Here is a 25,422-nt window from a genome sequence, read left to right as displayed (position 1 = left end):
TACTTTGCAGGTGACGTTATTAGAAATTGGGCAGCGCAATGTTACAACGGGGAGACAATAAAGGCGACTTATCGCCGCCTTTATTTACGTTTGTTACTGACTTGTAAAGATTATTTACCTTGTTCAGCCAGTCCATCGAGGTAGCGTTCAGCGTCCAGCGCGGCCATACAGCCGGTGCCCGCAGAGGTAATCGCCTGACGATAAATGTGGTCCATCACGTCGCCAGCCGCGAACACGCCCGGGATGCTGGTCTGGGTCGCGTTACCGTGAATGCCGGACTGCACTTTGATGTAGCCGTTTTCCAGCTCCAGCTGACCGTCAAAGATCGCGGTGTTCGGGCTGTGACCGATCGCCACAAACAGACCCGCCACTTCAAGCGTTTCGACGTTGTCGGTGTTCTGGGTATCGCGGATACGCAGACCGGCAACGCCCATCTGATCGCCCGTCACCTCTTCCAGGGTACGGTTGGTGTGCAGCACGATGTTGCCGCTTGCCACTTTATCCATCAGACGTTTGATCAGGATCTTCTCCGCGCGGAAGGTTTCGCGACGGTGGATCAGGTGCACCTCTGAGGCAATGTTCGCCAGGTAGAGCGCTTCTTCCACTGCGGTGTTGCCGCCGCCGATAACCGCGACTTTCTGATTGCGGTAGAAGAAACCGTCACAGGTTGCGCAGGCAGAAACGCCGCGGCCTTTGAACGCTTCTTCGGATGGCAGACCGAGGTAACGGGCAGAGGCACCGGTGGCGATGATCAGCGCGTCACAGGTGTATTCGCCGCTGTCGCCCGTCAGGCGGAACGGACGGTTCTGCAGATCGACCTTATTGATGTGGTCGAACAGAATTTCGGTTTCGAATTTGGCGGCATGCTCGTGCATACGTTCCATCAGCAGCGGCCCGGTCAGGTCGTTCGGGTCCCCTGGCCAGTTTTCCACTTCGGTGGTGGTGGTCAGCTGACCGCCTTTTTCCATACCGGTGATGAGTACCGGGTGCAGGTTAGCGCGTGCAGCATAGACCGCTGCGGTATATCCCGCAGGTCCAGAACCAAGGATTAGCAGCTTACTGTGTTTGGCCGTGCCCATGAGATCCCCATTGTTGTTGGCAGACATTTGGCTGGATTGTAGGGAATTTGTTGCCGTAAAAAAAGAGCGCAGCAATTTTGATATCAATCTGTGTAATAGCCACGGACGATGAATGAGGCGCTATAACATCACGCTTTCTCCTGAAAATCGCTCGTTTGTAAGGCAATAAAATGAGGATTAATACCCTGCCGTAATGAATATCCGGCATGTTGTACTAAAAAACGATGTTTTGCTTTGACAATCCCCTGCGCTTTTGCGAAAACATTCAAGGAAGAAAAAAAACCGCGTTAACCGTATGCCGCATAGGCATGCACGTAAATGCCATTTTTACCGTGTCAGTGAAATCTACGCATGGCGTGGACAGACGCCATACGTGATGTCGGTGACTGCCTTCGGGCAACGGTCTTCTTACCAACAGAACCCGAATCCGCATCGCGTCTAATACATAATCAGGCGATGTGATGACTAACGGGTACAGGCTCTGAACAGTGATGTGCACAGGGTCCAGGCAGGAGTAGGGAAGGAATACAGAGAGACAATAATAATGGTAGATAGCAAGAAGCGCCCTGGCAAAGATCTCGACCGTATCGATCGTAACATTCTTAATGAATTGCAAAAGGATGGGCGTATTTCCAACGTCGAGCTTTCAAAACGTGTGGGACTTTCCCCGACGCCGTGCCTTGAGCGTGTGCGCCGACTGGAAAGACAGGGTTTTATTCAGGGCTATACGGCTCTGCTGAACCCGCATTATCTGGATGCCTCACTTCTGGTATTTGTTGAGATTACTCTGAATCGTGGTGCGCCGGATGTGTTTGAGCAATTTAACGCCGCTGTACAAAAACTTGAAGAAATTCAAGAGTGTCACCTGGTGTCCGGTGATTTCGACTACCTGTTGAAAACCCGTGTGCCTGATATGTCCGCCTACCGTAAGCTGCTGGGGGAAACCCTGCTGCGTCTGCCAGGCGTGAACGACACCCGTACATATGTGGTGATGGAAGAGGTCAAACAGAGCAATCGTCTGGTTATTAAGACGCGCTAACACGGAACAGGTGCAAAATCAGCGTAGTTTGATTACACTCCTGTTAATCCATACAGCAACAGTGCCGGGGAGTCCCGGCGCTGTTGTCCGTTTTAGCAAACAGGCAGGATATGCCTGATACCTGGAGAGCCTTTTTTGAGCCAGGAATACACTGAAGACAAAGAAGTCACACTATCGAAGCTAAGCAGCGGACGTCGTCTCCTCGAGGCTTTGCTGATTGTTATTGCCCTTTTTGCCGTCTGGCTGATGGCAGCCTTACTCAGTTTCAACCCCTCAGATCCCAGCTGGTCACAAACGGCATGGCATGAGCCTATCCATAATTTAGGCGGTGTCCCCGGTGCCTGGCTTGCGGACACGCTGTTCTTCATTTTCGGTGTGATGGCCTACACCCTTCCCGTCATTATCATTGGCGGATGCTGGTTTGCGTGGCGTCATCGTCAGAACGATGATTACATCGACTATTTCGCCGTGTCGCTGCGCCTGATTGGCGCGCTGGCCCTGATCCTCACCTCGTGCGGGCTGGCAGCGATAAATGCGGATGATATCTGGTACTTCGCCTCGGGCGGGGTGATCGGCAGCTTACTCAGTTCTGCGCTACAGCCGATGCTGCACAGCAGCGGCGGCACGCTGGCGCTGCTGTGCATCTGGGCGGCCGGGCTGACGTTATTTACAGGCTGGTCCTGGGTGAGCATTGCCGAGAAAATCGGCAGTTTTATCCTCACCATTCTGACCTTCGCCAGCAACCGTACCCGTCGTGACGATACGTGGGTTGATGAAGACGAGTACGAAGATGAAGAGGAAGATGACGCGCCTGTGCAGCGTCGCGAGTCTCGTCGTGCGCGTATTCTGCGCGGCGCGCTGGCACGTCGTCAGCGTGTTGCTGAGAAATTTGCCAACCCGCTAGGCCGTAAAACCGATGCGGCGCTCTTCTCCGGAAAACGCATGGATGAAGACGAGCAGGTTGAATACCGCGCGGCGGGTGCCGCCGTCGATCCTGACGATGTTCTCTTCTCCGGCAACCGCGCGATGCCGGGTGATTTTGACGAATACGATCCGCTGTTAAACGGCCAGTCTGTTACCGAACCGGTTGCGGCAGCCGCAGCCGCGACGACCGCTGCGCAGGCTTATGCCGCGCCTGTTGAAGCGGTAACGCCATCTGCTCCGGTTTCGCCGCCGGAATCCGTTATTCAGCAGCCGCAGGTTGACTGGCAGACTGCGCCCGGCGTTCACACGCCGGAGCCTGTTATCGCGCCTGAACCTGAAAGCTATATCCCTGTGCAGCAGGAGCAGTGGCAGCAGCCTTATCAGCCGCCGCAGCCTGCGTATGAACCGCAGGATTACCCGCACTACGAACAGCCTGTGGCCCAACCTTATCAGGAGTATGTGCCTGAACCGGTTGAACCTGTGCAGCCTTATGTAGAGCCGCAGCCTGAACCTGAAATCGTGGAAGAGGTAAAACCCTCTCGTCCACCAATGTACTATTTTGAAGAAGTTGAAGAGCGTCGTGCGCGTGAACGCGAGCAGCTGGCGGCCTGGTACCAGCCAGTGCCTGAACCGGTGCAGGAGCCGGTGACGAAAGCGCCTTCTGTTTCCGTTCCACCGGTCGCCCCTACGCCTGCTGTCGCACCCGTAGCGGAAAGCGTGAAGCAGGCTACCGCGGCTGCCGCCGTGGCGGCACCTGTCTTTAGCCTGGCAACCGGGGGCGCGCCGCGTCCTCAGGTGAAGGAGGGGATTGGTCCGCAACTGCCTCGTCCTAACCGCGTTCGCGTTCCGACTCGTCGAGAGCTTGCCTCGTATGGTATCAAGCTGCCTTCCCAACGTATGGCCGAAGAGAAAGCGCGCGAGCCTGAGTACGAAGATGACGCTGATGAAATGCAGCAGGACGAGCTGGCCCGTCAGTTCGCTGCGCAGCAGAATCAACGCTACGGTGAAGAATACCAGCATGATGAACCGCTGCTGGAAGACGAAGAGGACGCGGCTGAAGCAGAACTGGCGCGCCAGTTTGCCGCCACCCAGCAGCAGCGCTATTCCGGTGAACAACCGGCGGGGGCAAATCCGTTCTCGCTGTCTGATTTTGAATTCTCGCCGATGAAGGATCTGGTGGATGATGGCCCGAGCGAGCCTTTATTCACCCCGAGCGTGATGCCGGAAGCAGAGCCTGTGCGCCAGCAGCCAGCACCACAGGCCTACGCGCAGCCGCATCAACCTGTTCAGCAGCCGTATGCCAAACCGCCGCAGCCGCCGCAGTTCCAGCAGCCTGCGCCTCAGCAGCAGGAAAGCCTGATTCACCCGCTGCTGATGCGTAACGGTGACAGCCGTCCGCTGCAGCGTCCAAGCACGCCGCTGCCGTCTCTGGATCTGTTAACGCCGCCGCCGTCAGAAGTGGAGCCGGTCGATACCTTCGCGCTCGAACAAATGGCGCGTCTGGTCGAAGCCCGTCTGGCTGACTTCCGCATCAAGGCGGACGTGGTGAACTACTCGCCGGGTCCTGTTATCACCCGTTTTGAACTGAACCTGGCGCCTGGCGTAAAAGCCGCGCGTATTTCCAACCTGTCCCGCGATCTGGCGCGTTCTCTCTCGACCGTTGCGGTGCGTGTGGTGGAAGTGATCCCAGGCAAACCTTACGTTGGGCTTGAGCTGCCGAACAAGAAACGTCAGACCGTCTACCTGCGTGAAGTGCTGGATAACACCAAATTCCGCGATAACCCATCCCCGCTGACCGTGGTGCTGGGTAAAGATATCGCGGGCGATCCGGTGGTGGCCGATCTCGCCAAAATGCCTCACCTGCTTGTCGCGGGTACTACCGGCTCCGGTAAGTCCGTCGGTGTGAACGCCATGATCCTCAGCATGCTTTATAAAGCGCAGCCGGAAGATGTGCGTTTCATCATGATCGACCCGAAAATGCTCGAACTGTCGGTTTACGAAGGCATCCCGCATCTGCTGACCGAAGTGGTCACCGACATGAAGGACGCTGCCAACGCCCTGCGCTGGAGCGTCAATGAGATGGAACGCCGCTACAAGCTGATGTCTGCGCTGGGCGTGCGTAACCTGGCTGGTTATAACGAGAAAATCGCTCAGGCGGTGCGCATGGGACGTCCGATCCCGGATCCTTACTGGAAGCCGGGAGACAGCATGGATGCCCAGCATCCGGTCCTGGAAAAGCTGCCTTATATCGTCGTACTGGTCGATGAGTTCGCTGACCTGATGATGACCGTCGGTAAGAAAGTGGAAGAGCTGATTGCCCGTCTGGCGCAGAAAGCGCGTGCGGCCGGTATTCACCTTGTGCTGGCAACCCAGCGTCCTTCCGTGGACGTTATCACCGGTCTGATTAAAGCGAACATTCCGACGCGCATCGCCTTTACCGTATCCAGTAAAATTGACTCCCGTACCATTCTTGATCAGGGTGGGGCAGAGTCGCTGCTGGGTATGGGTGACATGCTCTATTCCGGCCCGAACTCCACCTCTCCGGTGCGTGTCCACGGTGCGTTCGTCCGCGATGAGGAAGTACACGCCGTTGTGCAGGACTGGAAAGCGCGCGGTCGTCCACAATATGTTGACGGCATTACCAGCGATACGGAAAGCGAAGGCGGCGGCGGTGGCTTCGACGGCGGCGAAGAGCTGGATCCGTTATTCGATCAGGCGGTTAACTTCGTTACCGAAAAGCGCAAAGCGTCCATCTCTGGCGTGCAGCGCCAGTTCCGCATTGGCTATAACCGCGCAGCGCGTATCATCGAGCAGATGGAAGCGCAGGGCATTGTGAGCGAGCAGGGGCATAACGGTAACCGTGAGGTGCTGGCGCCGCCGCCGTTTGATTAACCTTCTGCGATTGCAAAGAAGGGTAAATCAGCCAAAATTAAGCATTTTCTTCTGTCGCCTGCCTTCGGGCAGGTCCAGAATAGAAGACGGAAACCCCATACCGGGAAGACGTATTTTAAGGAATAACAATGAAAAAAATCGCCATCGCCTGTGCATTACTCACCAGTTTTGTCGCCAGCAGCGTCTGGGCTGATGCAGCCAGCGACCTTAAAAGCCGACTGGATAAAGTAAGCAGCTTCCACGCCAGCTTCACGCAAAAAGTGACTGACGGCAGCGGCAACGCGGTGCAGGAAGGCCAGGGAGATTTGTGGGTAAAACGCCCAAATCTTTTTAACTGGCACATGACCCAGCCGGATGAAAGCATCCTGGTGTCTGACGGCAAAACCTTATGGTTCTTCAACCCGTTCGTTGAGCAGGCAACGGCGACCTGGCTGAAAGATGCCACCAGCAATACGCCGTTTATGCTGATTGCCCGTAACCAGTCCAGCGACTGGCAGCAGTACAATATTAAACAGACGGGTGACGAGTTTGTCCTGACGCCGAAAGGCAGCAACGGCAACCTGAAGCAGTTCACCATTAACGTAAGCACCAACGGTACCATTAATCAGTTCGGCGCGGTTGAGCAGGACGATCAGCGCAGCAGCTATCAGCTTAAATCTCAGCAGAACGGCGCCGTTGATGCATCGAAATTCACCTTTACCCCGCCGCAGGGCGTAACGGTGGACGATCAACGCAATAAGTAAGAGGCGTGAGTGGGCAATCTGTCGCTCGATTTTTCAGATAACGCGTTTCAACCTCTGGCCGCTCGTATGCGGCCAGAAAATTTAGCGCAGTACATCGGCCAGCAGCACCTGCTGGCTGCCGGTAAGCCATTGCCGCGCGCCATTGAGGCCGGGCATCTTCACTCCATGATCCTCTGGGGACCTCCTGGCACCGGCAAGACCACGCTTGCAGAAGTGATCGCCCGCTATGCCAACGCGGACGTTGAACGCATCTCGGCGGTCACCTCCGGCGTGAAGGAGATACGTGAGGCGATCGAGCGCGCGCGACAGAACCGTAATGCCGGGCGGCGCACCATTCTCTTCGTGGACGAAGTCCACCGCTTCAACAAGAGCCAGCAGGATGCCTTCCTGCCGCACATTGAAGACGGCACGATCTTCTTCATCGGCGCGACCACCGAAAACCCGTCGTTTGAACTGAACTCGGCGCTGCTGTCCCGCGCGCGCGTTTACCTGCTCAAATCGCTGACCACCGAGGATATCGAAAAGGTGCTTACCCAGGCGATGGACGACAAAGCGCGCGGCTACGGCGGGCAGGATATCGTTCTGCCTGACGACACGCGTCGTGCGATTGCCGAGCTGGTCAACGGCGATGCGCGTCGGGCGCTGAATACGCTGGAAATGATGGCCGATATGGCCGAAGTCGACGATGCCGGTAAGCGAGTGCTAAAACCGGAGTTGCTCACCGAAATAGCCGGTGAACGCAGTGCGCGCTTCGATAATAAAGGTGACCGTTTTTACGATTTGATTTCGGCGCTGCATAAGTCCGTGCGCGGCAGCGCGCCGGATGCGGCGCTGTACTGGTATGCGCGCATTATCACAGCGGGCGGCGATCCGCTATACGTCGCGCGCCGCTGTCTGGCGATTGCGTCAGAAGATGTCGGCAATGCCGACCCTCGCGCCATGCAGGTCGCGCTATCGGCCTGGGACTGCTTCACCCGGGTTGGACCCGCAGAAGGCGAACGTGCCATTGCACAGGCGATTGTCTATCTGGCCTGCGCGCCGAAAAGCAATGCGGTTTATACCGCGTTCAAAGCGGCGATGTCCGACGCGCGCGAACGCCCGGACTACGACGTGCCGGTTCATCTGCGTAACGCGCCGACCAAACTGATGAAAGAGATGGGTTACGGGCAGGAGTATCGCTACGCTCACGACGAACCCAATGCCTACGCTGCCGGGGAGGAATATTTCCCGCTGGAGATGGCACAAACGCGCTATTATCACCCCACAAACAGAGGTCTTGAAGGCAAGATTGGTGAAAAGCTCACCTGGCTCGCCGGACAGGATCAAAATAGCCCTATAAAACGCTACCGTTAGTTCAATCGTTGCGGTAATGTTGGCAATGTATCCTTGTGGCCGCAGGCTGTGGCCACATTTTCCTATTTTAATTCGATAAGCACAGGATAAGCATGCTCGATCCCAATCTGCTGCGTAATGAGCCAGACGCAGTCGCTGAAAAACTGGCACGCCGGGGCTTTAAGCTGGATGTAGATAAGCTGCGCGCTCTTGAAGAGCGTCGTAAAGTTCTGCAGGTACAAACGGAAAATCTGCAGGCAGAGCGTAACTCGCGATCGAAATCCATCGGCCAGGCGAAAGCGCGCGGGGAAGATATTGAGCCATTACGCCTGGAAGTGAACAAACTGGGTGAAGAACTGGATCAGGCGAAAGCTGAACTGGATGTTCTTCAGGCCGAAATTCGTGATATTGCCCTGGCTATCCCGAATATTCCTGACGACAGCGTGCCTGTCGGCAAAGACGAAAACGACAACGTTGAAGTGAAACGCTGGGGTATGCCTCGTGAGTTTGACTTCGAAGTGCGCGATCACGTGACGCTGGGCGAAATGCACGCGGGCCTGGACTTTGCGGCAGCGGTGAAGCTGACCGGTTCTCGCTTCGTGGTGATGAAAGGTCAGATTGCCCATCTGCACCGCGCGCTGGCGCAGTTCATGCTGGATCTGCACACCGAGCAGCACGGCTATAGCGAAACCTACGTGCCGTATCTGGTCAATCACGATACGCTGTACGGTACGGGCCAGCTGCCGAAGTTTGCCGGCGATCTGTTCCATACCCGCCCGCTGGACGAGGAAGCCGACAGCAGCAACTACGCGCTGATCCCAACCGCTGAAGTGCCGCTGACCAACCTCGTGCGTGATGAGATCATCGACGAAGACGACCTGCCAATTAAGCTGACGGCACATTCACCGTGCTTCCGTTCTGAAGCTGGGTCTTACGGTCGCGACACGCGCGGCCTGATCCGTATGCACCAGTTCGACAAAGTTGAGATGGTGCAGATCGTCCGTCCTGAAGAATCTATGGACGCGCTGGAAGAGATGACCGGCCACGCTGAGAAAGTGCTGGAGCTGCTGGGTCTGCCGTACCGCCGTATGGCCCTGTGTACCGGTGATATGGGCTTTGGCGCCTGCAAGACTTTCGATCTGGAAGTGTGGGTACCTGCGCAGAACACCTACCGTGAAATCTCCTCCTGCTCTAACGTCTGGGATTTCCAGGCGCGCCGCATGCAGGCACGCTGCCGCAGCAAATCTGACAAGAAAACCCGTCTGGTGCATACCCTGAACGGTTCTGGTCTGGCTGTAGGTCGTACCCTGGTTGCCGTGCTGGAAAACTACCAGCAGGCAGACGGTCGCATTGAGATCCCGGAAGTGCTGCGTCCGTACATGAAAGGCCAGCAGTACATCGGCTAATAATTTGTCTTAAAACAAAAAAGCGCCTCAGGGCGCTTTTTTTATGCCTTTGATTTGATACGAAGCAATAACCTCTCCCTCTAAAGTAGTAATACTCCTCCGAATGAAAGTCAGCATAAAAAGCTGATAACCAAGAAATTCGTTATATATAAAACTACATAGCGGTTCGCGCCGCCTTTCTTTTCTTTGTGAGCAACCAAAGTGAGTCTCTATGAAAATCAACGCGCCTGAAGCATTAATGGCTGCCGAGGTCACTCGCCGTGGGTTGATGAAAACCACGGCAATTGGCGGACTGGCCGTAGCCAGTAGTGCCTTCACGCTCCCTTTTACCCGACTGGCGTCGGCGGCAGATGCACTGTCCCCGGCCACCACGCCGGAAAAAGTGGTGTGGAGTGCCTGTACCGTAAACTGCGGTAGCCGTTGTCCGCTGCGTATGCATGTGGTGGATGGTGAAATTAAATATGTCGAAACCGACAATACCGGGGACGATAACTACGAAGGGTTACATCAGGTTCGTGCGTGTTTGCGTGGTCGCTCAATGCGTCGTCGCGTCTATAACCCGGACCGCCTGAAATATCCAATGAAGCGCGTCGGTAAGCGTGGGGAAGGGAAATTCGAGCGTATTAGCTGGGATGAAGCCTACGACATTATCGCCACCAATATGCAGCGCCTTATCAAAGAGTACGGCAACGAGTCCATCTACCTGAACTACGGCACCGGGACGCTAGGCGGCACGCTGACCCGCTCCTGGCCGCCGGGCAAAACGCTGGTGGCGCGCCTGATGAACTGCTGCGGCGGTTATCTCAATCACTATGGCGACTACTCTTCCGCGCAGATCGCTGCTGGGCTGAACTACACTTACGGCGGCTGGGCGGACGGCAACAGTCCGTCCGATATCGAAAACAGCAAGCTGGTCGTGCTGTTTGGTAACAACCCGGGCGAAACCCGTATGAGCGGCGGTGGGGTAACCTACTACCTCGAACAGGCCCGCGCCAAATCGAATGCCCGCATGATCATCATCGATCCGCGCTACACCGACACCGGTGCCGGACGTGAAGACGAGTGGATCCCAATCCGTCCGGGCACCGATGCGGCATTGGTTTCAGCGCTGGCATGGGTGATGATCACCGAAAACCTCGTCGATCAACCTTTCCTGGATAAATACTGCGTCGGCTATGACGAGAAAACCCTGCCAGCCAGCGCGCCTGCTAACGGGCATTACAAAGCCTACATTCTCGGTGAGGGCAGCGATGGCGTGGCGAAAACGCCAGAGTGGGCGTCCACCATCACCGGGATTCCGGTGGAGCGTATCGTTCAGCTGGCGCGTGAGATTGGTTCAGCCAAACCGGCCTACATTAGCCAGGGCTGGGGCCCGCAGCGTCATGCGAACGGCGAAATCGCGACCCGTGCCATCTCTATGCTCTCCATTCTGACGGGTAACGTGGGCATTCACGGCGGTAACACCGGCGCGCGTGAAGGCTCGTATGAAGTGCCGTTTGAACGTATGCCGACGCTGGATAACCCTGTTCAGACCAGCATCTCCATGTTTATGTGGACCGATGCGATCGAACGTGGCCCGGAAATGACCGCACTGCGCGACGGCGTGCGCGGCAAAGACAAGCTGGATGTGCCGATCAAGATGATCTGGAACTATGCCGGTAACTGTCTCATTAACCAGCACTCTGAAATCAACCGCACCCATGAAATCCTGCAGGATGATAAGAAGTGCGAGATGATTGTAGTGATCGACTGCCACATGACCTCCTCGGCGAAATATGCCGATATCCTGCTGCCGGACTGTACCGCCTCTGAGCAGATGGATTTCGCCCTGGACGCCTCCTGCGGCAACATGTCCTACGTGATCTTTACCGATCAGGCCATTAAACCGCGCTTCGAGTGCAAAACCATCTATGAGATGACCTCTGAGCTGGCGAAACGTCTTGGCGTTGAGCAGCAGTTTACCGAGGGACGTACTCAGGAAGGGTGGATGCGCCATCTGCATGAACTTTCCCGTAAGGCGATCCCTGACCTGCCGGATTTCGATACCTTCCGCAAGCAGGGTATGTACAAACAGCGCGATCCGGAAGGGCACCACGTGGCGTACAAAGCGTTCCGTGAAGATCCGCAGGCGAACCCGCTGACCACGCCGTCGGGCAAAATCGAAATCTACTCCGAAGAGCTGGCAAAAATCGCGTCGACCTGGGAGCTGCCGGAAGGGGACGTTATCGATCCGCTGCCGATCTACACGCCTGGTTTCGAAAACTACAACGATCCGCTGACGGCGAAATTCCCGCTGCAGCTGACCGGTTTCCACTACAAAGCGCGCGTGCACTCTACCTACGGCAACGTCGACGTACTGAAGGCCGCCTGCCGTCAGGAGATGTGGATCAACCCGATGGATGCCAAATCACGCGGCATCAGCAATGGCGATCGCGTACGCATCTTCAACGGTCGCGGCGAGGTGCACATTGAAGCTAAGGTGACGCCGCGTATGATGCCTGGCGTGGTGGCGCTGGGGGAAGGGTCCTGGTACAGCCCCGATGCCAACCGCATCGACCAGGCGGGCAGTATTAACGTGCTGACCACGCAGCGTCCCTCGCCGCTGGCGAAGGGCAACCCATCCCACACAAACCTTGTCCAGGTTGAAAAGGTTTAAGGAGTAGCCGATGACAACCCAGTATGGATTTTTTATTGATTCCAGCCGTTGCACCGGGTGCAAAACCTGCGAGCTGGCCTGTAAAGATTACAAAGACCTGACTCCGGACGTGAGCTTCCGCCGTATTTACGAGTACGCCGGTGGCGACTGGCAGGAAGATAACGGCGTCTGGCATCAGAACGTCTTTGCGTATTACCTGTCGATTGCCTGCAACCACTGTGAAGATCCGGCCTGTACCAAGGTCTGCCCGAGCGGGGCGATGCACAAGCGTGAAGACGGTTTTGTGGTGGTGGACGAAGATGTCTGCATCGGCTGTCGGTACTGCCACATGGCGTGCCCGTACGGCGCGCCTCAGTACAACGCCGCCAAAGGTCATATGACCAAATGCGACGGTTGCCACACCCGCGTGGCGGATGGCAAAAAGCCGATTTGCGTCGAGTCCTGTCCGCTGCGCGCGCTGGACTTCGGCCCTATTGAAGAGCTGCGTCAAAAACACGGTCAGCTTGCCGCAGTGGCACCGCTGCCGTCTGCGCACTTCACGAAGCCGAGCATTGTGATTAAACCTAACGCCAACAGCCGTCCTACAGGTGACACCACCGGCTACCTGGCAAATCCGAAGGAGGTGTGAGATGGGAAGTGGATGGCATGAATGGCCGCTGATGATCTTCACGGTCTTTGGTCAGTGCGTGGCGGGCGGTTTCATTGTGCTCGCGCTGGCGTTGTTAAAAGGGAACCTCAATGCCGAACAGCAGCAGCGTTTAGTGTTGAGCATGTTTGGCCTGTGGGTGCTGATGGGAATTGGCTTTATCGCCTCTACGCTGCACCTGGGTTCGCCGATGCGCGCGTTTAATTCTCTGAACCGCGTGGGCGCATCATCCCTCAGTAACGAGATTGCCAGCGGGGCAATTTTCTTTGCCGTCGGTGGGCTGGGCTGGCTGCTGGCGGCTTTGAAGAAATTGCCAGCGGGTCTGCGCAGCCTGTGGCTGATCGTGACCATGGTACTGGGCGTGGTGTTCGTGTGGATGATGGTGCGCGTCTATAACACCATTGATACCGTCCCAACCTGGTACAGCGTCTGGACGCCAATGAGCTTCTTCCTGACGATGTTTATCGGCGGGCCGCTTCTGGGCTACCTGCTGCTGCGCGTGGCGGGTGTAGACGGGTGGGCTATGCGTTTGCTGCCTGCTGTTTCGCTGCTGGCGCTGGTGGTGAGTGCGATGGTCGCCCTGATGCAGGGTGCCGAACTGGCAACCATTCACAGCTCTATCCAGCAGGCTTCTGCCCTGGTGCCGGACTACGGTTCTCTGATGGCCTGGCGCATCGTTCTGCTGGTCGCGGCGTTGGTATTCTGGATCGCGCCTCAGCTCAAAGGATATCAGCCCGCGCTGCCGCTGTTGTCACTGGCCTTTGTGCTGGTACTGGCGGGTGAACTGATTGGACGCGGTGTGTTCTACGGGTTGCATATGACCGTTGGTATGGCTATCGCCAGTTAACGTTGCATTTCGTTATATCAAGCCGGGCCTGCGTGCCCGGCTTTTTCTTTTTTCGATCATGAAATTTTTCGACTGTCGTTTTGTTTTAATTTTGCCCATTAATAAATAAAAACAGATACATAATTAATATCTATAGCAGGCGTGGCATTAGCAGGATAAGTTTTTTAAATCGACAGGGAACATATTGTGCGAGGCGGCTAAGTCAGTGGATTGACTTTGTTTTTGCCAGTGGCATGATGCGCACGAAATCTGAACTTCCTCACGGTTTTTAATCCATGACCACCTATACCCGGCCAGTGCTTTTGTTGCTCTGTGGCCTGCTTCTGTTGACCCTGGCGATCGCAGTGTTAAATACGCTCGTCCCGCTGTGGCTCGCCCATGAAAACTTACCGACCTGGCAGGTGGGTATGGTCAGTTCGTCCTTTTTTACCGGCAACCTGCTGGGGACGCTGGTCACCGGGAACCTGATTAAGCGCTTTGGCTTTAATCGCAGCTATTATCTGGCTTCGCTGATTTTCGCCGCCGGGTGTGCCGGGCTGGGCCTGATGGTCGGCTTCTGGAGCTGGATGGCATGGCGCTTTATCGCTGGCGTAGGCTGCGCGATGATTTGGGTAGTCGTTGAAAGTGCGCTGATGTGCAGCGGCACCTCCCGCAACCGCGGACGCCTGCTGGCAGCCTATATGATGGTTTATTACGTCGGCACCGTGCTGGGTCAACTGATGGTCAGCAAGCTGCCAACCGATCTGATGAGCGTTCTGCCGTGGGTAACGGGCATGGTGCTGGCCGCGATCCTGCCGCTGCTTTTCACGCGCATTGTGAACCAGAACAGCGAGCATCAGGAAGCAACCCACGTCTGGCCAATGCTCAGACTCCGTCAGGCGCGTCTGGGCGTTAACGGCTGCATTATCTCGGGGATTGTACTGGGCTCGCTCTACGGCCTGATGCCGCTCTATCTGAACCATCAGGGCGTCAGCGATTCCGGAATTGGTTTCTGGATGGCGGTGATGGTGAGTGCGGGGATCGTCGGGCAGTGGCCGATTGGCCGTCTGGCGGACCGCTTCGGTCGTCTGCTGGTGCTGCGCGTCCAGGTCTTTGTGGTCATCATGGGGTGCCTTGCCATGCTCAGCAACGCCGCGATGGCGCCTGCGCTGTTTATTCTCGGGGCCGCCGGCTTTACGCTCTATCCGGTTGCGATGGCCTGGGCCTGTGAGAAAGTTGAACATCACCAGCTGGTGGCAATGAACCAGGCGCTGTTACTGAGCTATACCATCGGCAGTTTATTAGGGCCGACGTTTACCGCGATGCTGATGCAGAATTACTCTGATAATTTATTGTTTATCATGATCGCCAGCGTATCGTTTATATATCTCTTAATGCTGCTGCGCAAAGTGGGCGAACACCCAACGCCTGTGGCTCATGCCTGATGAATTAAAAGCCTGTCGATGACGGGCTTATTTGTCCCTGTCACAACTAAGAGTTTTGCTTATTGTTAGTTTATTGCGCCGGGCGATAATTCATGTGAGTCCTACCACTATAAGGCAGCAATCATGTCTATTCGTCGTTTTTCCACTACCGCACTTGCCGTAGTGTTGTCTTTAACGTTTGCAACGGCTCCGGTCATGGCTAATCCTGGTAACGGGAATGGCGGTGGTCACGGAAACGGTGGCGGGCAAGGTAATGGCGGCAATCATGGTAACGGGAATTCTGGTAACCATGGCAATAAGCAAAATAACGGTCAGGATAACCCTGGAAAATCGGATAAAAGCTTTAAAAGCAGTAAAGATGTCGGTAACGATGTCGACGCTCGCGTGAGTTTCGATCATGCCCGCCATCTGGCGCTGAATTATGGCTTAACGGGCTATGACTCTTTGCCTCCGGGTATCGCGAAAAACCTGGCGCGCGGTAAGCCCTTGCCTCCGGGCATTGCGAAGAAAACCGTACCGGCCTCAATGCTGGGCCAGCTTCCTTCCTACCCTGGCTATGAATGGCGCGTGGTCGGAGATGACCTGGTCTTAATTGCGCTGAGTACAGCCATTGTGACGTCCGTTATTAACGGCGTCTTTAAATAGAATATAAAAAGGCCCGGTTCTCACCGGGCCTTTTCTTTAATACATCACCTTGTGGCCGTACTGTTCAAGAATACCTTTGACGCGTTCCATCGTCTCTTTCTTGGGCGGCTTCACGCCATCGAGTTTGTACTCTTCTCCCATAGCCACCCATTTGTGTTTACCCAGCTCGTGATAGGGCAGAAGTTCGATTTTCTCGACGTTGCCCATGTCGCGGGTAAATTCCCCGAGGCGGTGCGCGGAGTCGTCGTCGTCTGACCATCCAGGCACCACCACGTAGCGGATCCAGGTTTTAATGCCTTTATCGGCAATGTATTTGGCGAACTCCAGCGTGCGGTGGTTTGAGACGCCAACGAGGTTCTGGTGGATCTCATCGTTCATCTGTTTGAGATCGAGCATCACCAGATCGGTCACTTCGAGCAATTCATCGATAACCGGATCGTAGCGGCGTACAAAGCCATTGGTGTCCAGACAGGTATGAATACCTTCCTTGCGGCAGGCGCGGAACCAGTCGCGCACAAACTCCGCCTGAAGAATGGCTTCACCGCCGGACGCCGTCACGCCACCACCGGACGCGTTCATAAAGTGGCGGTAGGTCACCACCTCTTTCATCAAATCTTCGACGGTCACTTCTTTCCCGCCGTGGGTGTCCCATGTGTCACGGTTGTGGCAGTACAGACAGCGCATCAGGCAGCCCTGGAAAAAGGTGATAAAGCGGATGCCCGGGCCATCGACGGTGCCACAGGATTCAAAGGAGTGAATGCGACCAATAATTGACATTGCGGTGATATCTCCAGCATCGGCCCGTCCAGGGCCTGAGTATGCACAGCTCAAAGCCGGCTGTGTTGAAGTCTGTTTTGGCTGATATCCATAGAGTATAGATAGCGGACAAAAGAGACTGAGATGGAGAGGGTGCTAAAAAGGCCCCACTGACGTGGAGCCTTTATTGTACGCTTTTTAACGCGTGATTTCAGTCAATTCCACTTACATGGACTGAGTGAAAGTACGGGTGATAACGTCCTGCTGCTGTTCTTTAGTCAGGGAGTTAAAACGTACTGCGTAGCCAGATACGCGGATGGTCAGCTGAGGATATTTCTCAGGGTGTTCCATCGCGTCGAGCAGCATTTCACGGTTCATGACGTTCACGTTCAGGTGCTGACCACCTTCGATGGATGCTTCGTGGTGGAAGTAACCATCCATTAGACCCGCGAGGTTAGTTTTACGCACTTCGTCGTCTTTACCCAGCGCGTTTGGCACGATAGAGAAGGTGTAAGAGATACCATCTTTCGCGTAGGCAAACGGCAGTTTAGCAACGGAGGTCAGAGAGGCAACTGCACCTTTCTGGTCACGACCGTGCATTGGGTTAGCACCTGGGCCGAATGGCGCGCCAGCACGACGACCGTCTGGGGTGTTACCGGTTTTCTTACCATACACAACGTTAGAGGTGATGGTCAGAACAGACTGAGTCGGGATAGCGTTACGGTAAGTCGTCAGTTTCTGAATTTTCTTCATGAAACGTTCTACCAGGTCAACCGCCATGTCATCAACGCGAGAGTCGTTGTTACCAAACTGCGGGTATTCGCCTTCGATTTCGAAGTCTACAGCCAGGCCGTCTTCGTCACGAATTGGTTTAACTTTCGCATATTTGATTGCAGACAGGGAGTCAGCAGCAACGGATAGACCTGCGATACCACACGCCATGGTGCGGATAACGTCACGGTCGTGCAGCGCCATCAGAGAGGCTTCGTAGCTGTACTTATCGTGCATGTAGTGGATAACGTTCAGCGCGGTGACGTACTGTTTAGCCAGCCAGTCCATGAAGTGATCCATACGCTCCATGACTTCGTCGAAGTTCAGAACGTCGCCTTTGATCGGCTCAGACTTAGGACCAACCTGCATTTTCAGTTTTTCATCAACGCCGCCGTTGATTGCGTACAGCATGGTTTTCGCCAGGTTTGCACGCGCACCGAAGAACTGCATTTGTTTACCAACGACCATTGGGCTTACGCAGCAAGCGATAGCGTAGTCATCGTTGTTGAAGTCCGGACGCATCAGGTCATCGTTCTCGTACTGCAGAGAAGAGGTATCGATAGACACTTTAGCGGCGAATTTCTTGAAGTTCAGAGGCAGTTTTTCAGACCACAGAACGGTGATGTTCGGCTCCGGAGAAGGACCCATGGTGTACAGGGTGTTCAGGAAGCGGAAGCTGTTTTTGGTTACCAGCGTACGGCCGTCAACGCCCATACCGCCGATAGATTCGGTTGCCCAGATTGGGTCACCAGAGAACAGCTCATCGTATTCAGGGGTACGCAGGAAGCGAACCATACGCAATTTCATGACCAGGTGGTCAATCATTTCCTGAGCGTCTTGCTCGGTGATTTTGCCTGCTTTGATGTCACGTTCGATGTACGCATCCAGGAAGGTGGATACGCGACCGAAGGACATTGCTGCACCGTTCTGAGACTTAACAGCGGCCAGGTAGCCGAAGTAGGTCCACTGGATAGCTTCCTGAGCGTTGGTTGCAGGACCAGAGATATCGCAGCCATATTTAGCCGCCATTTCTTTGATCTGACCCAGCGCACGGTGCTGTTCAGCGATTTCTTCACGCAGACGGATAGTCGCTTCCAGGTTTACGCCGTTTTCCAGATCGGACTGCAGGGAAACAAACTGCGCGTACTTGTCTTTCATCAGGAAGTCGATACCGTACAGCGCAACGCGACGGTAGTCACCGATGATACGGCCACGGCCATACGCATCTGGCAGACCAGTCAGAACGCCAGATTTACGGCAGTTCAGAATGTCTTTGGTGTAAACATCGAATACGCCCTGGTTGTGGGTTTTGCGGTATTCGGTGAAGATTTTTTTCAGCATTGGGTCCAGCTCGCGGTTATACGCTTTGCAGGAACCTTCAACCATTTTGATACCACCGAACGGGATGATTGCGCGTTTCAGTGGTGCTTCAGTCTGCAGACCAACGATTTTCTCAAGGGCTTTGTTGATGTAGCCCGCATCGTGAGAAGTGATGGTGGAAGCAACGGAGGTGTCAAAATCAACTGGCGCGTGAGTGCGGTTTTCCAGTTTAACGCCTTCCATTACGCTGTCCCACAGCTTGGTGGTCGCTTCAGTTGCGCCAGCCAGGAAGGATTCGTCACCTTCATACGGGGTATAGTTTTTCTGAATGAAGTCACGTACGTTTACTTCATTCTGCCAGTCACCTTTCGCAAAACCTTCCCAGGCTGTGGCTAACTTTTCATTAAGCTCGGACATGTAACACCTACCTTCTTAAGTGGATTTTTTATTTACTGCCTGAGAAAACCATCAATGATGATCGTCGCCACGCAGGTAAATGACCCAGTATGTCAACCCAACTAACAGACCCCCACCGATAATGTTCCCGATAGTGACAGGGATCAGGTTATCAGTAATGAAATTCATAATAGTCAGGTGAGAGAAACTTTCCGGGGATGAACCAACTGCGGTCCAGAACTCCGGGCTCGCAAAGTCGCGGATGACAATGCCCATTGGGATCATGAACATATTCGCGATACTGTGCTCAAAGCCGCTGGCAACAAACATCGCAACCGGCAGAACCATAATTAAGGCTTTGTCCATCAGGCTACGACCCGAGTAGCTCATCCATACAGCCAGGCAGACCATCAGGTTAGCGAGGATGCCGAGAGCAACGGCTTCGATAAATGTGTGGTGCATTTTGTGGTCGGCGGTTTGCAGGACGTTAAGGCCCCAGCCACCGTTGGCGGTCATGTACTCGCCAGAAAGCCACATTAACAAAACAAAGAGCAGACAGCCAACCAGGTTACCCACGTAGACGTTAAGCCAGTTACGTGCCAGCTGACCCCAGGTAATTCTTCCGCTGGCCTTTGCCACGACAATCAGCACCGTTGAGGTGAAGAGGTCGGCGCCGCAGATGACGCAGAGAATCAGGCCCAGTGAGAAGCAAATGCCGCCAATCAGTTTGGCCATGCCGAAAGGCATTCCGGCAGTACCGGTGGTGGCGGTGATGTAGAAGACGAAAGCGATAGAGATGAACACACCAGCGGTGATCGCCAGATAGAACGTCTTCATCGGGTGTTTCGTTGCTTTATAGACACCCGCTTCTTCGGCAACTTTGGCCATCGCAGCAGGGAGTAAAAGATCAAAAGGGTTGTCAGCTTTCACACTAACTCTCTCTTTATTAAGTCGGCGACGAGATACTAACAAAGCATTATAGAAGAGAAATTGATATAGATCATATCTCGCCTGGCTTATAGGCCCGCAGTGTGTATGATTTACAGCAAATGCGGAGTAAGTATTTGATTATCCGTATAAAAATAAATTTTAAAAGTTATGAAAAGAGTTGAATTTTTTCGTTCGGCCACCTCTGAAACAGTTAATTAATATGGAGTATTTACCATAAAAAGTAACAGTAAAGCCCCGGTAAATATTATTATATTTACCCATGTTTAACTTTATTATTACAATCAACAGTCATTGCCGAAGAAAATAAAAAACGGGGCAATGAAATTGCCCCGTAATATAGCCCAGACGATTGAATACGCCTACTGCTGGTAATGTTATGTGCGCTTATTTTGACCAGTAAGCGGCTTTTGCTTTCTGCAGCTTTTCATAGGCCTTCAGCAGCGACTGATGCGCCGGGAAGGCTTTCAGATCGCTATCAACAGCCTGCAGGCCATAGAACGGCGCTTCGCCGCTCAGGGCCGCGCTGGCTGCTTCAACGGCCTCAGCACCGTACATACGCACGAAAGCATTCAGGTATTGCAGCGGCTCGCGATCGTCTTCCTGTGCCAGCAGCAACAGGGTTTGCAGGCAGCGGTAATAATTAGTGCGTTCGGCAGAGAAGACCGACTGGTTGAATTCCATGGTCCACTCGGTCCAGGCCAGAGCCTGATCCAAATCGCCACCCGCCAGTGCCAGCATCGCTTTCAGCTCACCGATACGCAGGGTATACCAGCCGTTGTCTTTACCGGTCGCCAGACCCAGCAGTTCACGTACGCGAGTGAAGTCATCGTGGCCTTCCTCGTCCAGCTGGGCGATCAGGTTCAGATAATCTTCCTTCTCCCACTCGCTGCCCGGCAGAGCCAGCAGCGTTTCGCGCAGGTGCGCGCCCATGCTGTTATTCGCCAGCCACAGATCTTCAGCCGGATAGATGTCGGACATGCCTGGAACAATAATGCGGCACGCGTAGACGCCAAGATGTTCGTAGTCGGCGATATAGACGTCCTGGTCTTCGGCTTTGAAGATCGCCATCAGCGTGGCGAACTCTTCTTCCGTGGTACCGGCAAAGCTCCAGTCCACGAACGGATAGTCCGCGTCCTGCTTGAACATATCCCAGGAGATCAAACCGCTGGAGTCGATGAAGTGGGTTTCGAGGTTGGTATGCTCGGCCACTTCTTCATCGTCAAACGTTGGCGGGGTGAACACGTCGAGATCTTTCAGGCTACGGCCCTGCAGCAGTTCGGTAACGGTACGCTCCAGCGCCACGCCGAAGTCAGGGTGCGCGCCGAAGGAGGCGAAGCAGGTACCGTTCGTTGGGTTAAACAGCACAACGCAGATAACCGGATACTTGCCGCCCAGCGAGCCGTCATACGCAAAGATTGGGAAACCTTCTGCTTCCAGTTTAGCGATGGATTCCACCACGCCCGGATAACGCGCCAGTACGTCAGCCGGAATTTCAGGCAGGCTGATGGATTCGGCGATGATGCGGTTTTTAATGTGGCGTTCGAAGACTTCAGACAGACCCTGCACGCGCGCTTCATTGCGGGTGTTACCGGCGGACATACCGTTAGACACATACAGGTTGCCAACGATGTTCATCGGGATATAGACGGTCTGTTCATCAGACTGACGGGTAAACGGCAGGGCGCAAATACCGCGATCTTCGTTACCGGACTGTAGATCGATCAGCATGCTGGCGGTCAGTTCGTTGTCTGGATCGTAGAAGGCACGCAGGCGAGCGTCGAGAATACCTTCCGGCAGTTCGTCATCTTCGGTCAGCGGGAACCATTTTTCATTTGGATAGTGAACAAACGGGCCGTTAGCGATGGTTTCGCCCAGCCAGAAGTCAGCGAAGAAATAGTTGGTGGACAGACGCTCAAAATACTCACCCAGCGCAGAGGCCAGTGCCGCTTTTTTTGTCGCGCCTTTACCGTTGGTAAAGCACAGGGCACAGTCTTTATCGCGAATATGCACGGACCAGACATGAGGCACCGGATTAAGCCAGGAGGCTTCTTCGATGTTAAAACCCAGGTCGGTCAGTTTTTGCTGGAAGCGAGCGATGGAATCTTCCAGAGCGGCGTCTTTGCCGGGGATAAACGTTTGAGTCATGGCGTTCACTTTTATCGTACGTAAAGCGCGCAATGATACGGGTTTTGCGTGACGGGTGCTATCTTCGGCGAAAATAAAAGGCTGGGCTATGCTTAGTGGCAGTAACTGACTGTTAAGGCATAGAAAAATGAAAGCATTTGATCTCCAGCGGATGGCGTTTGATAAAGTTCCTCCTGAATTTCTGGGCGAAGTGGCGCTGCGCAGCCTGTATACCTTCGTACTTGTCTTCCTGTTTCTTAAAATCACCGGCCGTCGTGGCGTACGGCAGATGTCGCTCTTTGAGGTGTTGATCATCCTGACGCTGGGGTCTGCGGCGGGGGACGTCGCCTTTTATGACGATGTGCCGATGGTCCCGGTGTTTATCGTCTTTGTCACACTGGCGCTCCTTTACCGCCTTGTGATGTGGCTGATGTCGAAAAGTGAAAAGCTGGAAGATCTGCTTGAAGGCAAGCCGGTCGTTATCGTCGAGGACGGACAGCTGGCCTGGGAAAATGTACAAAGCGCCAATATGACCGAGTTTGAGTTCTTTATGGAGCTGCGCCTGAACAGCGTTGAACAGCTCGGGCAGGTGCGTCTGGCGATCATGGAAACCAACGGGCAGATCAGCGTCTATTACTATTCAGACGACGAGGTGAAGCCGGGTCTCTGTATCCTGCCGGATATGCTGATCGAGCGTTTCAGAACGGTACCTGAATCAGGTGAGTATGCTTGTGTTAGATGTAGCCACGTTGTCGCGATGCAGCCGGGAGATCGTCAATTATGCCCCCGCTGTGCAAATCCGGAATGGACGAAGGTTAGCCGGGCCAAGCGTATCACCTGACAGCCATTTTGTCGGTTTTGTCTTAGCGAGGCGGCAGATTGTTTTGTGTGACGCGGGGCACATTTCACGGGTCATAAGTTTTAGACATTGCGGCGCGTGTCACTGAATGATAAAACCGATATCCACAGTTATAACTTATGGCTTTTAGCGTGGTGAGGGGAAATGGCTCAAGTCTTTAATTTCAGTTCAGGTCCGGCAATGTTACCGGCAGACGTGCTTAAACAGGCTCAACAGGAACTTTGCAACTGGAACGGTCTGGGTACGTCGGTGATGGAAATCAGCCACCGGGGTAAAGAGTTTATTCAGGTGGCGGAAGAGGCAGAAAAGGATTTTCGCGATCTGCTGAATATTCCCTCGAACTACAAAGTATTGTTCTGTCACGGCGGTGGACGCGGTCAGTTTGCGGGCGTTCCGCTGAATATCCTGGGCGAAAAAACGACGGCTGACTACGTTGACGCGGGTTACTGGGCGGCAAGCGCCGTAAAAGAAGCGCACAAATACTGCACGCCGAATGTTATCGACGCCAAAGTGACCGTTGACGGTCTGCGCGCCGTGAAGCCCATGAGCGAGTGGCAGCTTTCCGATAACGCAGCGTATCTGCACTACTGCCCGAACGAAACCATTGACGGGATTGCCATCGACGAGACGCCAAACTTCGGCAGCGATGTCGTGGTTGCCGCCGACTTCTCCTCCACCATTCTGTCTGCGCCAATTGATGTCAGCCGCTACGGCGTTATCTATGCGGGCGCGCAGAAAAATATCGGCCCGGCCGGTTTGACTATCGTCGTCGTGCGTGAAGACCTGCTGGGTAAAGCGCATAAATCCTGCCCGTCGATTCTCGATTACACCGTGCTGAACGATAACGATTCGATGTTCAACACCCCACCAACGTTTGCCTGGTATCTCTCCGGCCTGGTCTTCAAATGGCTGAAGCAAAACGGCGGCGTGGCGCAGATGGACAAGGTGAATCAGCAGAAAGCTGAACTGCTGTATGGCGTGATCGACAAGAGCGATTTCTACCGCAACGATGTGGCGAAAGCTAACCGTTCCCGCATGAACGTGCCGTTCCAACTGGCGGACAGCAACCTGGACAAAGTCTTCCTGGAAGAGTCCTTCGCGGCTGGTCTGCATGCGCTCAAAGGTCACCGTGTCGTTGGCGGCATGCGTGCCTCCATTTATAACGCGATGCCGCTGGAAGGCGTTAAAGCCCTGACGGATTTCATGATCGACTTCGAACGTCGTCACGGTTAATTTGCTGTTTTTCACCCCCGCAGCCTCCCTGCGGGGTTTTTATTATGTTGAGTTGAGAGTTTAGTTTTCATGGAATCCCTGACGTTACAACCTATCGCGCGGGTAGATGGCACCATTAATCTGCCTGGTTCAAAAAGTGTCTCGAACCGCGCTCTGCTGCTGGCAGCTCTGGCAAACGGCACCACCGTCCTCACAAACCTGCTGGACAGCGATGACGTGCGCCATATGCTCAATGCGCTGCAAGCGTTGGGCGTTCATTACACTCTCTCTGACGATCGTACCCGTTGTGAAGTAACCGGCAACGGCGGCGCGCTGCGCTCGGGCGAAGAGCTTGAGCTGTTTCTGGGTAACGCAGGTACCGCGATGCGCCCGCTGGCGGCGGCCCTGTGCCTGGGGAGCAACAACATCGTGCTGACCGGCGAGCCGCGCATGAAAGAGCGTCCGATTGGTCACCTGGTGGATGCCCTGCGTCAGGGCGGCGCGCAGATTGAGTATCTGGAGCAGGAAAACTATCCGCCACTGCGTTTGCGCGGCGGCTTTACCGGCGGTCACGTCGAGGTTGACGGCAGCGTTTCCAGCCAGTTCCTGACGGCACTGCTGATGACCGCGCCGCTGGCCCCGCAGGATACGGTTATCACGATTAAAGGTGAGCTGGTTTCCAAACCTTACATTGATATCACGCTGCACCTGATGAAAACCTTTGGCGTTGAGGTGGAAAACCAGTCTTATCAGCGTTTTGTTGTGCGCGGAGCGCAGCGGTACCAGTCTCCGGGCAACTACCTGGTTGAAGGAGATGCGTCATCCGCGTCCTACTTCCTGGCCGCGGGTGCAATTAAAGGCGGTACGGTAAAAGTGACCGGTATCGGCCGTAACAGCGTGCAGGGCGACATCCGTTTTGCGGACGTACTGGAAAAAATGGGCGCTACTGTCACCTGGGGCGATGACTTCATCTCCTGTACTCACGGCGAGCTGAACGCCATCGACATGGACATGAACCATATCCCGGATGCGGCGATGACCATTGCCACGGCGGCGCTGTTTGCCAAAGGCACCACCACGCTGCGTAACATCTACAACTGGCGCGTAAAAGAGACGGACCGCCTGTTCGCAATGGCGACCGAGCTGCGAAAAGTCGGTGCCGAGGTGGAAGAGGGCGAAGACTACATTCGCGTGACCCCTCCGGCAAAACTGCAGTTTGCGGAAATCGGCACCTACAACGATCACCGTATGGCGATGTGCTTCTCGCTGGTGGCGCTGTCAGACACGCCTGTCACTATTCTTGACCCGAAATGTACCGCGAAAACCTTCCCGGACTACTTCGAACAGCTGGCACGCATTAGCACGCTGGCCTGATAACGTCGTGCCGCATCGCCCGATGC

The 25,422-nt window shown here is 54.8% G+C and carries 18 protein-coding genes; 13 read left to right on the top strand and 5 right to left on the bottom strand.

What is annotated here, in order from left to right; translation table 11 throughout:
* Positions 1–110: 110 nt before the first annotated feature.
* On the bottom strand, positions 111–1,079 hold the full coding sequence (trxB, locus tag N037_RS03440) for a thioredoxin-disulfide reductase (RefSeq protein WP_032638969.1): 969 nt from the start codon (positions 1,077–1,079) through the stop codon (positions 111–113).
* A 544-nt stretch (positions 1,080–1,623) separates the two neighbouring features.
* Here trxB and lrp point away from each other — a divergent pair.
* From lrp to N037_RS03390, 10 genes are all read left to right on the top strand, one after another.
* Positions 1,624–2,118, top strand: coding sequence for a leucine-responsive transcriptional regulator Lrp (gene lrp, locus N037_RS03435; RefSeq protein ID WP_000228469.1), 495 nt, complete (start codon positions 1,624–1,626; stop codon positions 2,116–2,118).
* Positions 2,119–2,253: 135 nt separating this feature from the next.
* Positions 2,254–5,934 carry a DNA translocase FtsK 4TM domain-containing protein gene (locus tag N037_RS03430; RefSeq protein ID WP_032638968.1) on the top strand — a complete coding sequence of 1,227 codons (3,681 nt, stop codon included), beginning with the start codon at positions 2,254–2,256 and terminating at the stop codon, positions 5,932–5,934.
* Positions 5,935–6,062: 128 nt separating this feature from the next.
* Positions 6,063–6,677 (top strand): outer membrane lipoprotein chaperone LolA, encoded by a 615-nt coding sequence (gene lolA / locus N037_RS03425; protein WP_023310983.1) that lies wholly within the window; start codon positions 6,063–6,065, stop codon positions 6,675–6,677.
* Positions 6,678–6,686: 9 nt separating this feature from the next.
* A complete protein-coding gene (rarA, locus tag N037_RS03420) occupies positions 6,687–8,030 on the top strand; it encodes a replication-associated recombination protein RarA (protein WP_032638966.1) in 1,344 nt (447 codons plus the stop codon).
* A 92-nt stretch (positions 8,031–8,122) separates the two neighbouring features.
* Positions 8,123–9,415: a serine--tRNA ligase gene (gene serS / locus N037_RS03415; RefSeq protein WP_023335117.1), complete on the top strand. Its 1,293-nt coding sequence runs from the start codon at positions 8,123–8,125 to the stop codon at positions 9,413–9,415.
* 211 nt (positions 9,416–9,626) lie between these two features.
* Positions 9,627–12,071, top strand: coding sequence for a dimethylsulfoxide reductase subunit A (dmsA, locus tag N037_RS03410; protein ID WP_032638964.1), 2,445 nt, complete (start codon positions 9,627–9,629; stop codon positions 12,069–12,071).
* Positions 12,072–12,081: 10 nt separating this feature from the next.
* On the top strand, positions 12,082–12,699 hold the full coding sequence (locus tag N037_RS03405; RefSeq protein ID WP_021240882.1) for a DMSO/selenate family reductase complex B subunit: 618 nt from the start codon (positions 12,082–12,084) through the stop codon (positions 12,697–12,699).
* Position 12,700: 1 nt separating this feature from the next.
* The gene (locus N037_RS03400; protein ID WP_029739492.1) at positions 12,701–13,564 is read left to right on the top strand and encodes a dimethyl sulfoxide reductase anchor subunit family protein; all 864 of its coding nucleotides are present in this window, start codon (positions 12,701–12,703) and stop codon (positions 13,562–13,564) included.
* 275 nt (positions 13,565–13,839) lie between these two features.
* A complete protein-coding gene (locus N037_RS03395) occupies positions 13,840–14,988 on the top strand; it encodes an MFS transporter (protein WP_032638961.1) in 1,149 nt (382 codons plus the stop codon).
* A gap of 123 nt (positions 14,989–15,111) precedes the next feature.
* Entirely contained in the window at positions 15,112–15,633 is a 522-nt protein-coding gene (locus tag N037_RS03390) for an anti-virulence regulator CigR family protein (RefSeq protein ID WP_023310990.1), read from the top strand.
* A 36-nt stretch (positions 15,634–15,669) separates the two neighbouring features.
* Here N037_RS03390 and pflA read toward each other — a convergent pair whose 3' ends face one another.
* The 4 genes from pflA to ycaO all read right to left on the bottom strand — a co-directional run bounded on the left by pflA (position 15,670) and on the right by ycaO (position 21,972).
* Positions 15,670–16,410, bottom strand: a complete 741-nt coding sequence (pflA, locus tag N037_RS03385) for a pyruvate formate lyase 1-activating protein (protein WP_010429226.1) — start codon at positions 16,408–16,410, stop codon at positions 15,670–15,672.
* A 204-nt stretch (positions 16,411–16,614) separates the two neighbouring features.
* Positions 16,615–18,897, bottom strand: coding sequence for a formate C-acetyltransferase (gene pflB, locus N037_RS03380; protein WP_023335122.1), 2,283 nt, complete (start codon positions 18,895–18,897; stop codon positions 16,615–16,617).
* A gap of 51 nt (positions 18,898–18,948) precedes the next feature.
* Positions 18,949–19,806, bottom strand: a complete 858-nt coding sequence (focA, locus tag N037_RS03375; RefSeq protein WP_008499974.1) for a formate transporter FocA — start codon at positions 19,804–19,806, stop codon at positions 18,949–18,951.
* Between the two features lie 405 nt (positions 19,807–20,211).
* A complete protein-coding gene (gene ycaO / locus N037_RS03370; protein WP_023335123.1) occupies positions 20,212–21,972 on the bottom strand; it encodes a 30S ribosomal protein S12 methylthiotransferase accessory factor YcaO in 1,761 nt (586 codons plus the stop codon).
* A gap of 127 nt (positions 21,973–22,099) precedes the next feature.
* Here ycaO and N037_RS03365 point away from each other — a divergent pair, with 127 nt between their 5' ends.
* From N037_RS03365 to aroA, 3 genes are all read left to right on the top strand, one after another.
* Positions 22,100–22,792: a DUF421 domain-containing protein gene (locus N037_RS03365; RefSeq protein ID WP_023335124.1), complete on the top strand. Its 693-nt coding sequence runs from the start codon at positions 22,100–22,102 to the stop codon at positions 22,790–22,792.
* Between the two features lie 162 nt (positions 22,793–22,954).
* Positions 22,955–24,043, top strand: coding sequence for a 3-phosphoserine/phosphohydroxythreonine transaminase (gene serC, locus N037_RS03360; RefSeq protein WP_032638959.1), 1,089 nt, complete (start codon positions 22,955–22,957; stop codon positions 24,041–24,043).
* Between the two features lie 69 nt (positions 24,044–24,112).
* Positions 24,113–25,396, top strand: coding sequence for a 3-phosphoshikimate 1-carboxyvinyltransferase (aroA, locus tag N037_RS03355; RefSeq protein ID WP_032638957.1), 1,284 nt, complete (start codon positions 24,113–24,115; stop codon positions 25,394–25,396).
* Positions 25,397–25,422 lie beyond the last annotated feature (26 nt).

The sequence above is a fragment of the Enterobacter sp. EGD-HP1 genome, assembly GCF_000733275.2.
Lineage (GTDB): Bacteria > Pseudomonadota > Gammaproteobacteria > Enterobacterales > Enterobacteriaceae > Enterobacter.
Note: the sequence above shows the minus strand (reverse complement) of the source record. Positions and strands in the feature narration are given on the sequence as shown.

Excerpts from the sequence above, each read along its gene's own strand:
- serS (WP_023335117.1), top strand. The coding sequence starts at position 8,123 with ATGCTCGATCCCAATCTGCTGCGTAATGAGCCAGACGCAGTCGCTGAA.
- pflB (WP_023335122.1), bottom strand. The coding sequence starts at position 18,897 with ATGTCCGAGCTTAATGAAAAGTTAGCCACAGCCTGGGAAGGTTTTGCG.
- trxB (WP_032638969.1), bottom strand. The coding sequence starts at position 1,079 with ATGGGCACGGCCAAACACAGTAAGCTGCTAATCCTTGGTTCTGGACCT.
- N037_RS03390 (WP_023310990.1), top strand. The coding sequence starts at position 15,112 with ATGTCTATTCGTCGTTTTTCCACTACCGCACTTGCCGTAGTGTTGTCT.
- serC (WP_032638959.1), top strand. The coding sequence starts at position 22,955 with ATGGCTCAAGTCTTTAATTTCAGTTCAGGTCCGGCAATGTTACCGGCA.
- pflA (WP_010429226.1), bottom strand. The coding sequence starts at position 16,410 with ATGTCAATTATTGGTCGCATTCACTCCTTTGAATCCTGTGGCACCGTC.
- N037_RS03395 (WP_032638961.1), top strand. The coding sequence starts at position 13,840 with ATGACCACCTATACCCGGCCAGTGCTTTTGTTGCTCTGTGGCCTGCTT.
- N037_RS03400 (WP_029739492.1), top strand. The coding sequence starts at position 12,701 with ATGGGAAGTGGATGGCATGAATGGCCGCTGATGATCTTCACGGTCTTT.
- N037_RS03405 (WP_021240882.1), top strand. The coding sequence starts at position 12,082 with ATGACAACCCAGTATGGATTTTTTATTGATTCCAGCCGTTGCACCGGG.
- N037_RS03365 (WP_023335124.1), top strand. The coding sequence starts at position 22,100 with ATGAAAGCATTTGATCTCCAGCGGATGGCGTTTGATAAAGTTCCTCCT.
- lolA (WP_023310983.1), top strand. The coding sequence starts at position 6,063 with ATGAAAAAAATCGCCATCGCCTGTGCATTACTCACCAGTTTTGTCGCC.
- ycaO (WP_023335123.1), bottom strand. The coding sequence starts at position 21,972 with ATGACTCAAACGTTTATCCCCGGCAAAGACGCCGCTCTGGAAGATTCC.
- aroA (WP_032638957.1), top strand. The coding sequence starts at position 24,113 with ATGGAATCCCTGACGTTACAACCTATCGCGCGGGTAGATGGCACCATT.
- dmsA (WP_032638964.1), top strand. The coding sequence starts at position 9,627 with ATGAAAATCAACGCGCCTGAAGCATTAATGGCTGCCGAGGTCACTCGC.
- lrp (WP_000228469.1), top strand. The coding sequence starts at position 1,624 with ATGGTAGATAGCAAGAAGCGCCCTGGCAAAGATCTCGACCGTATCGAT.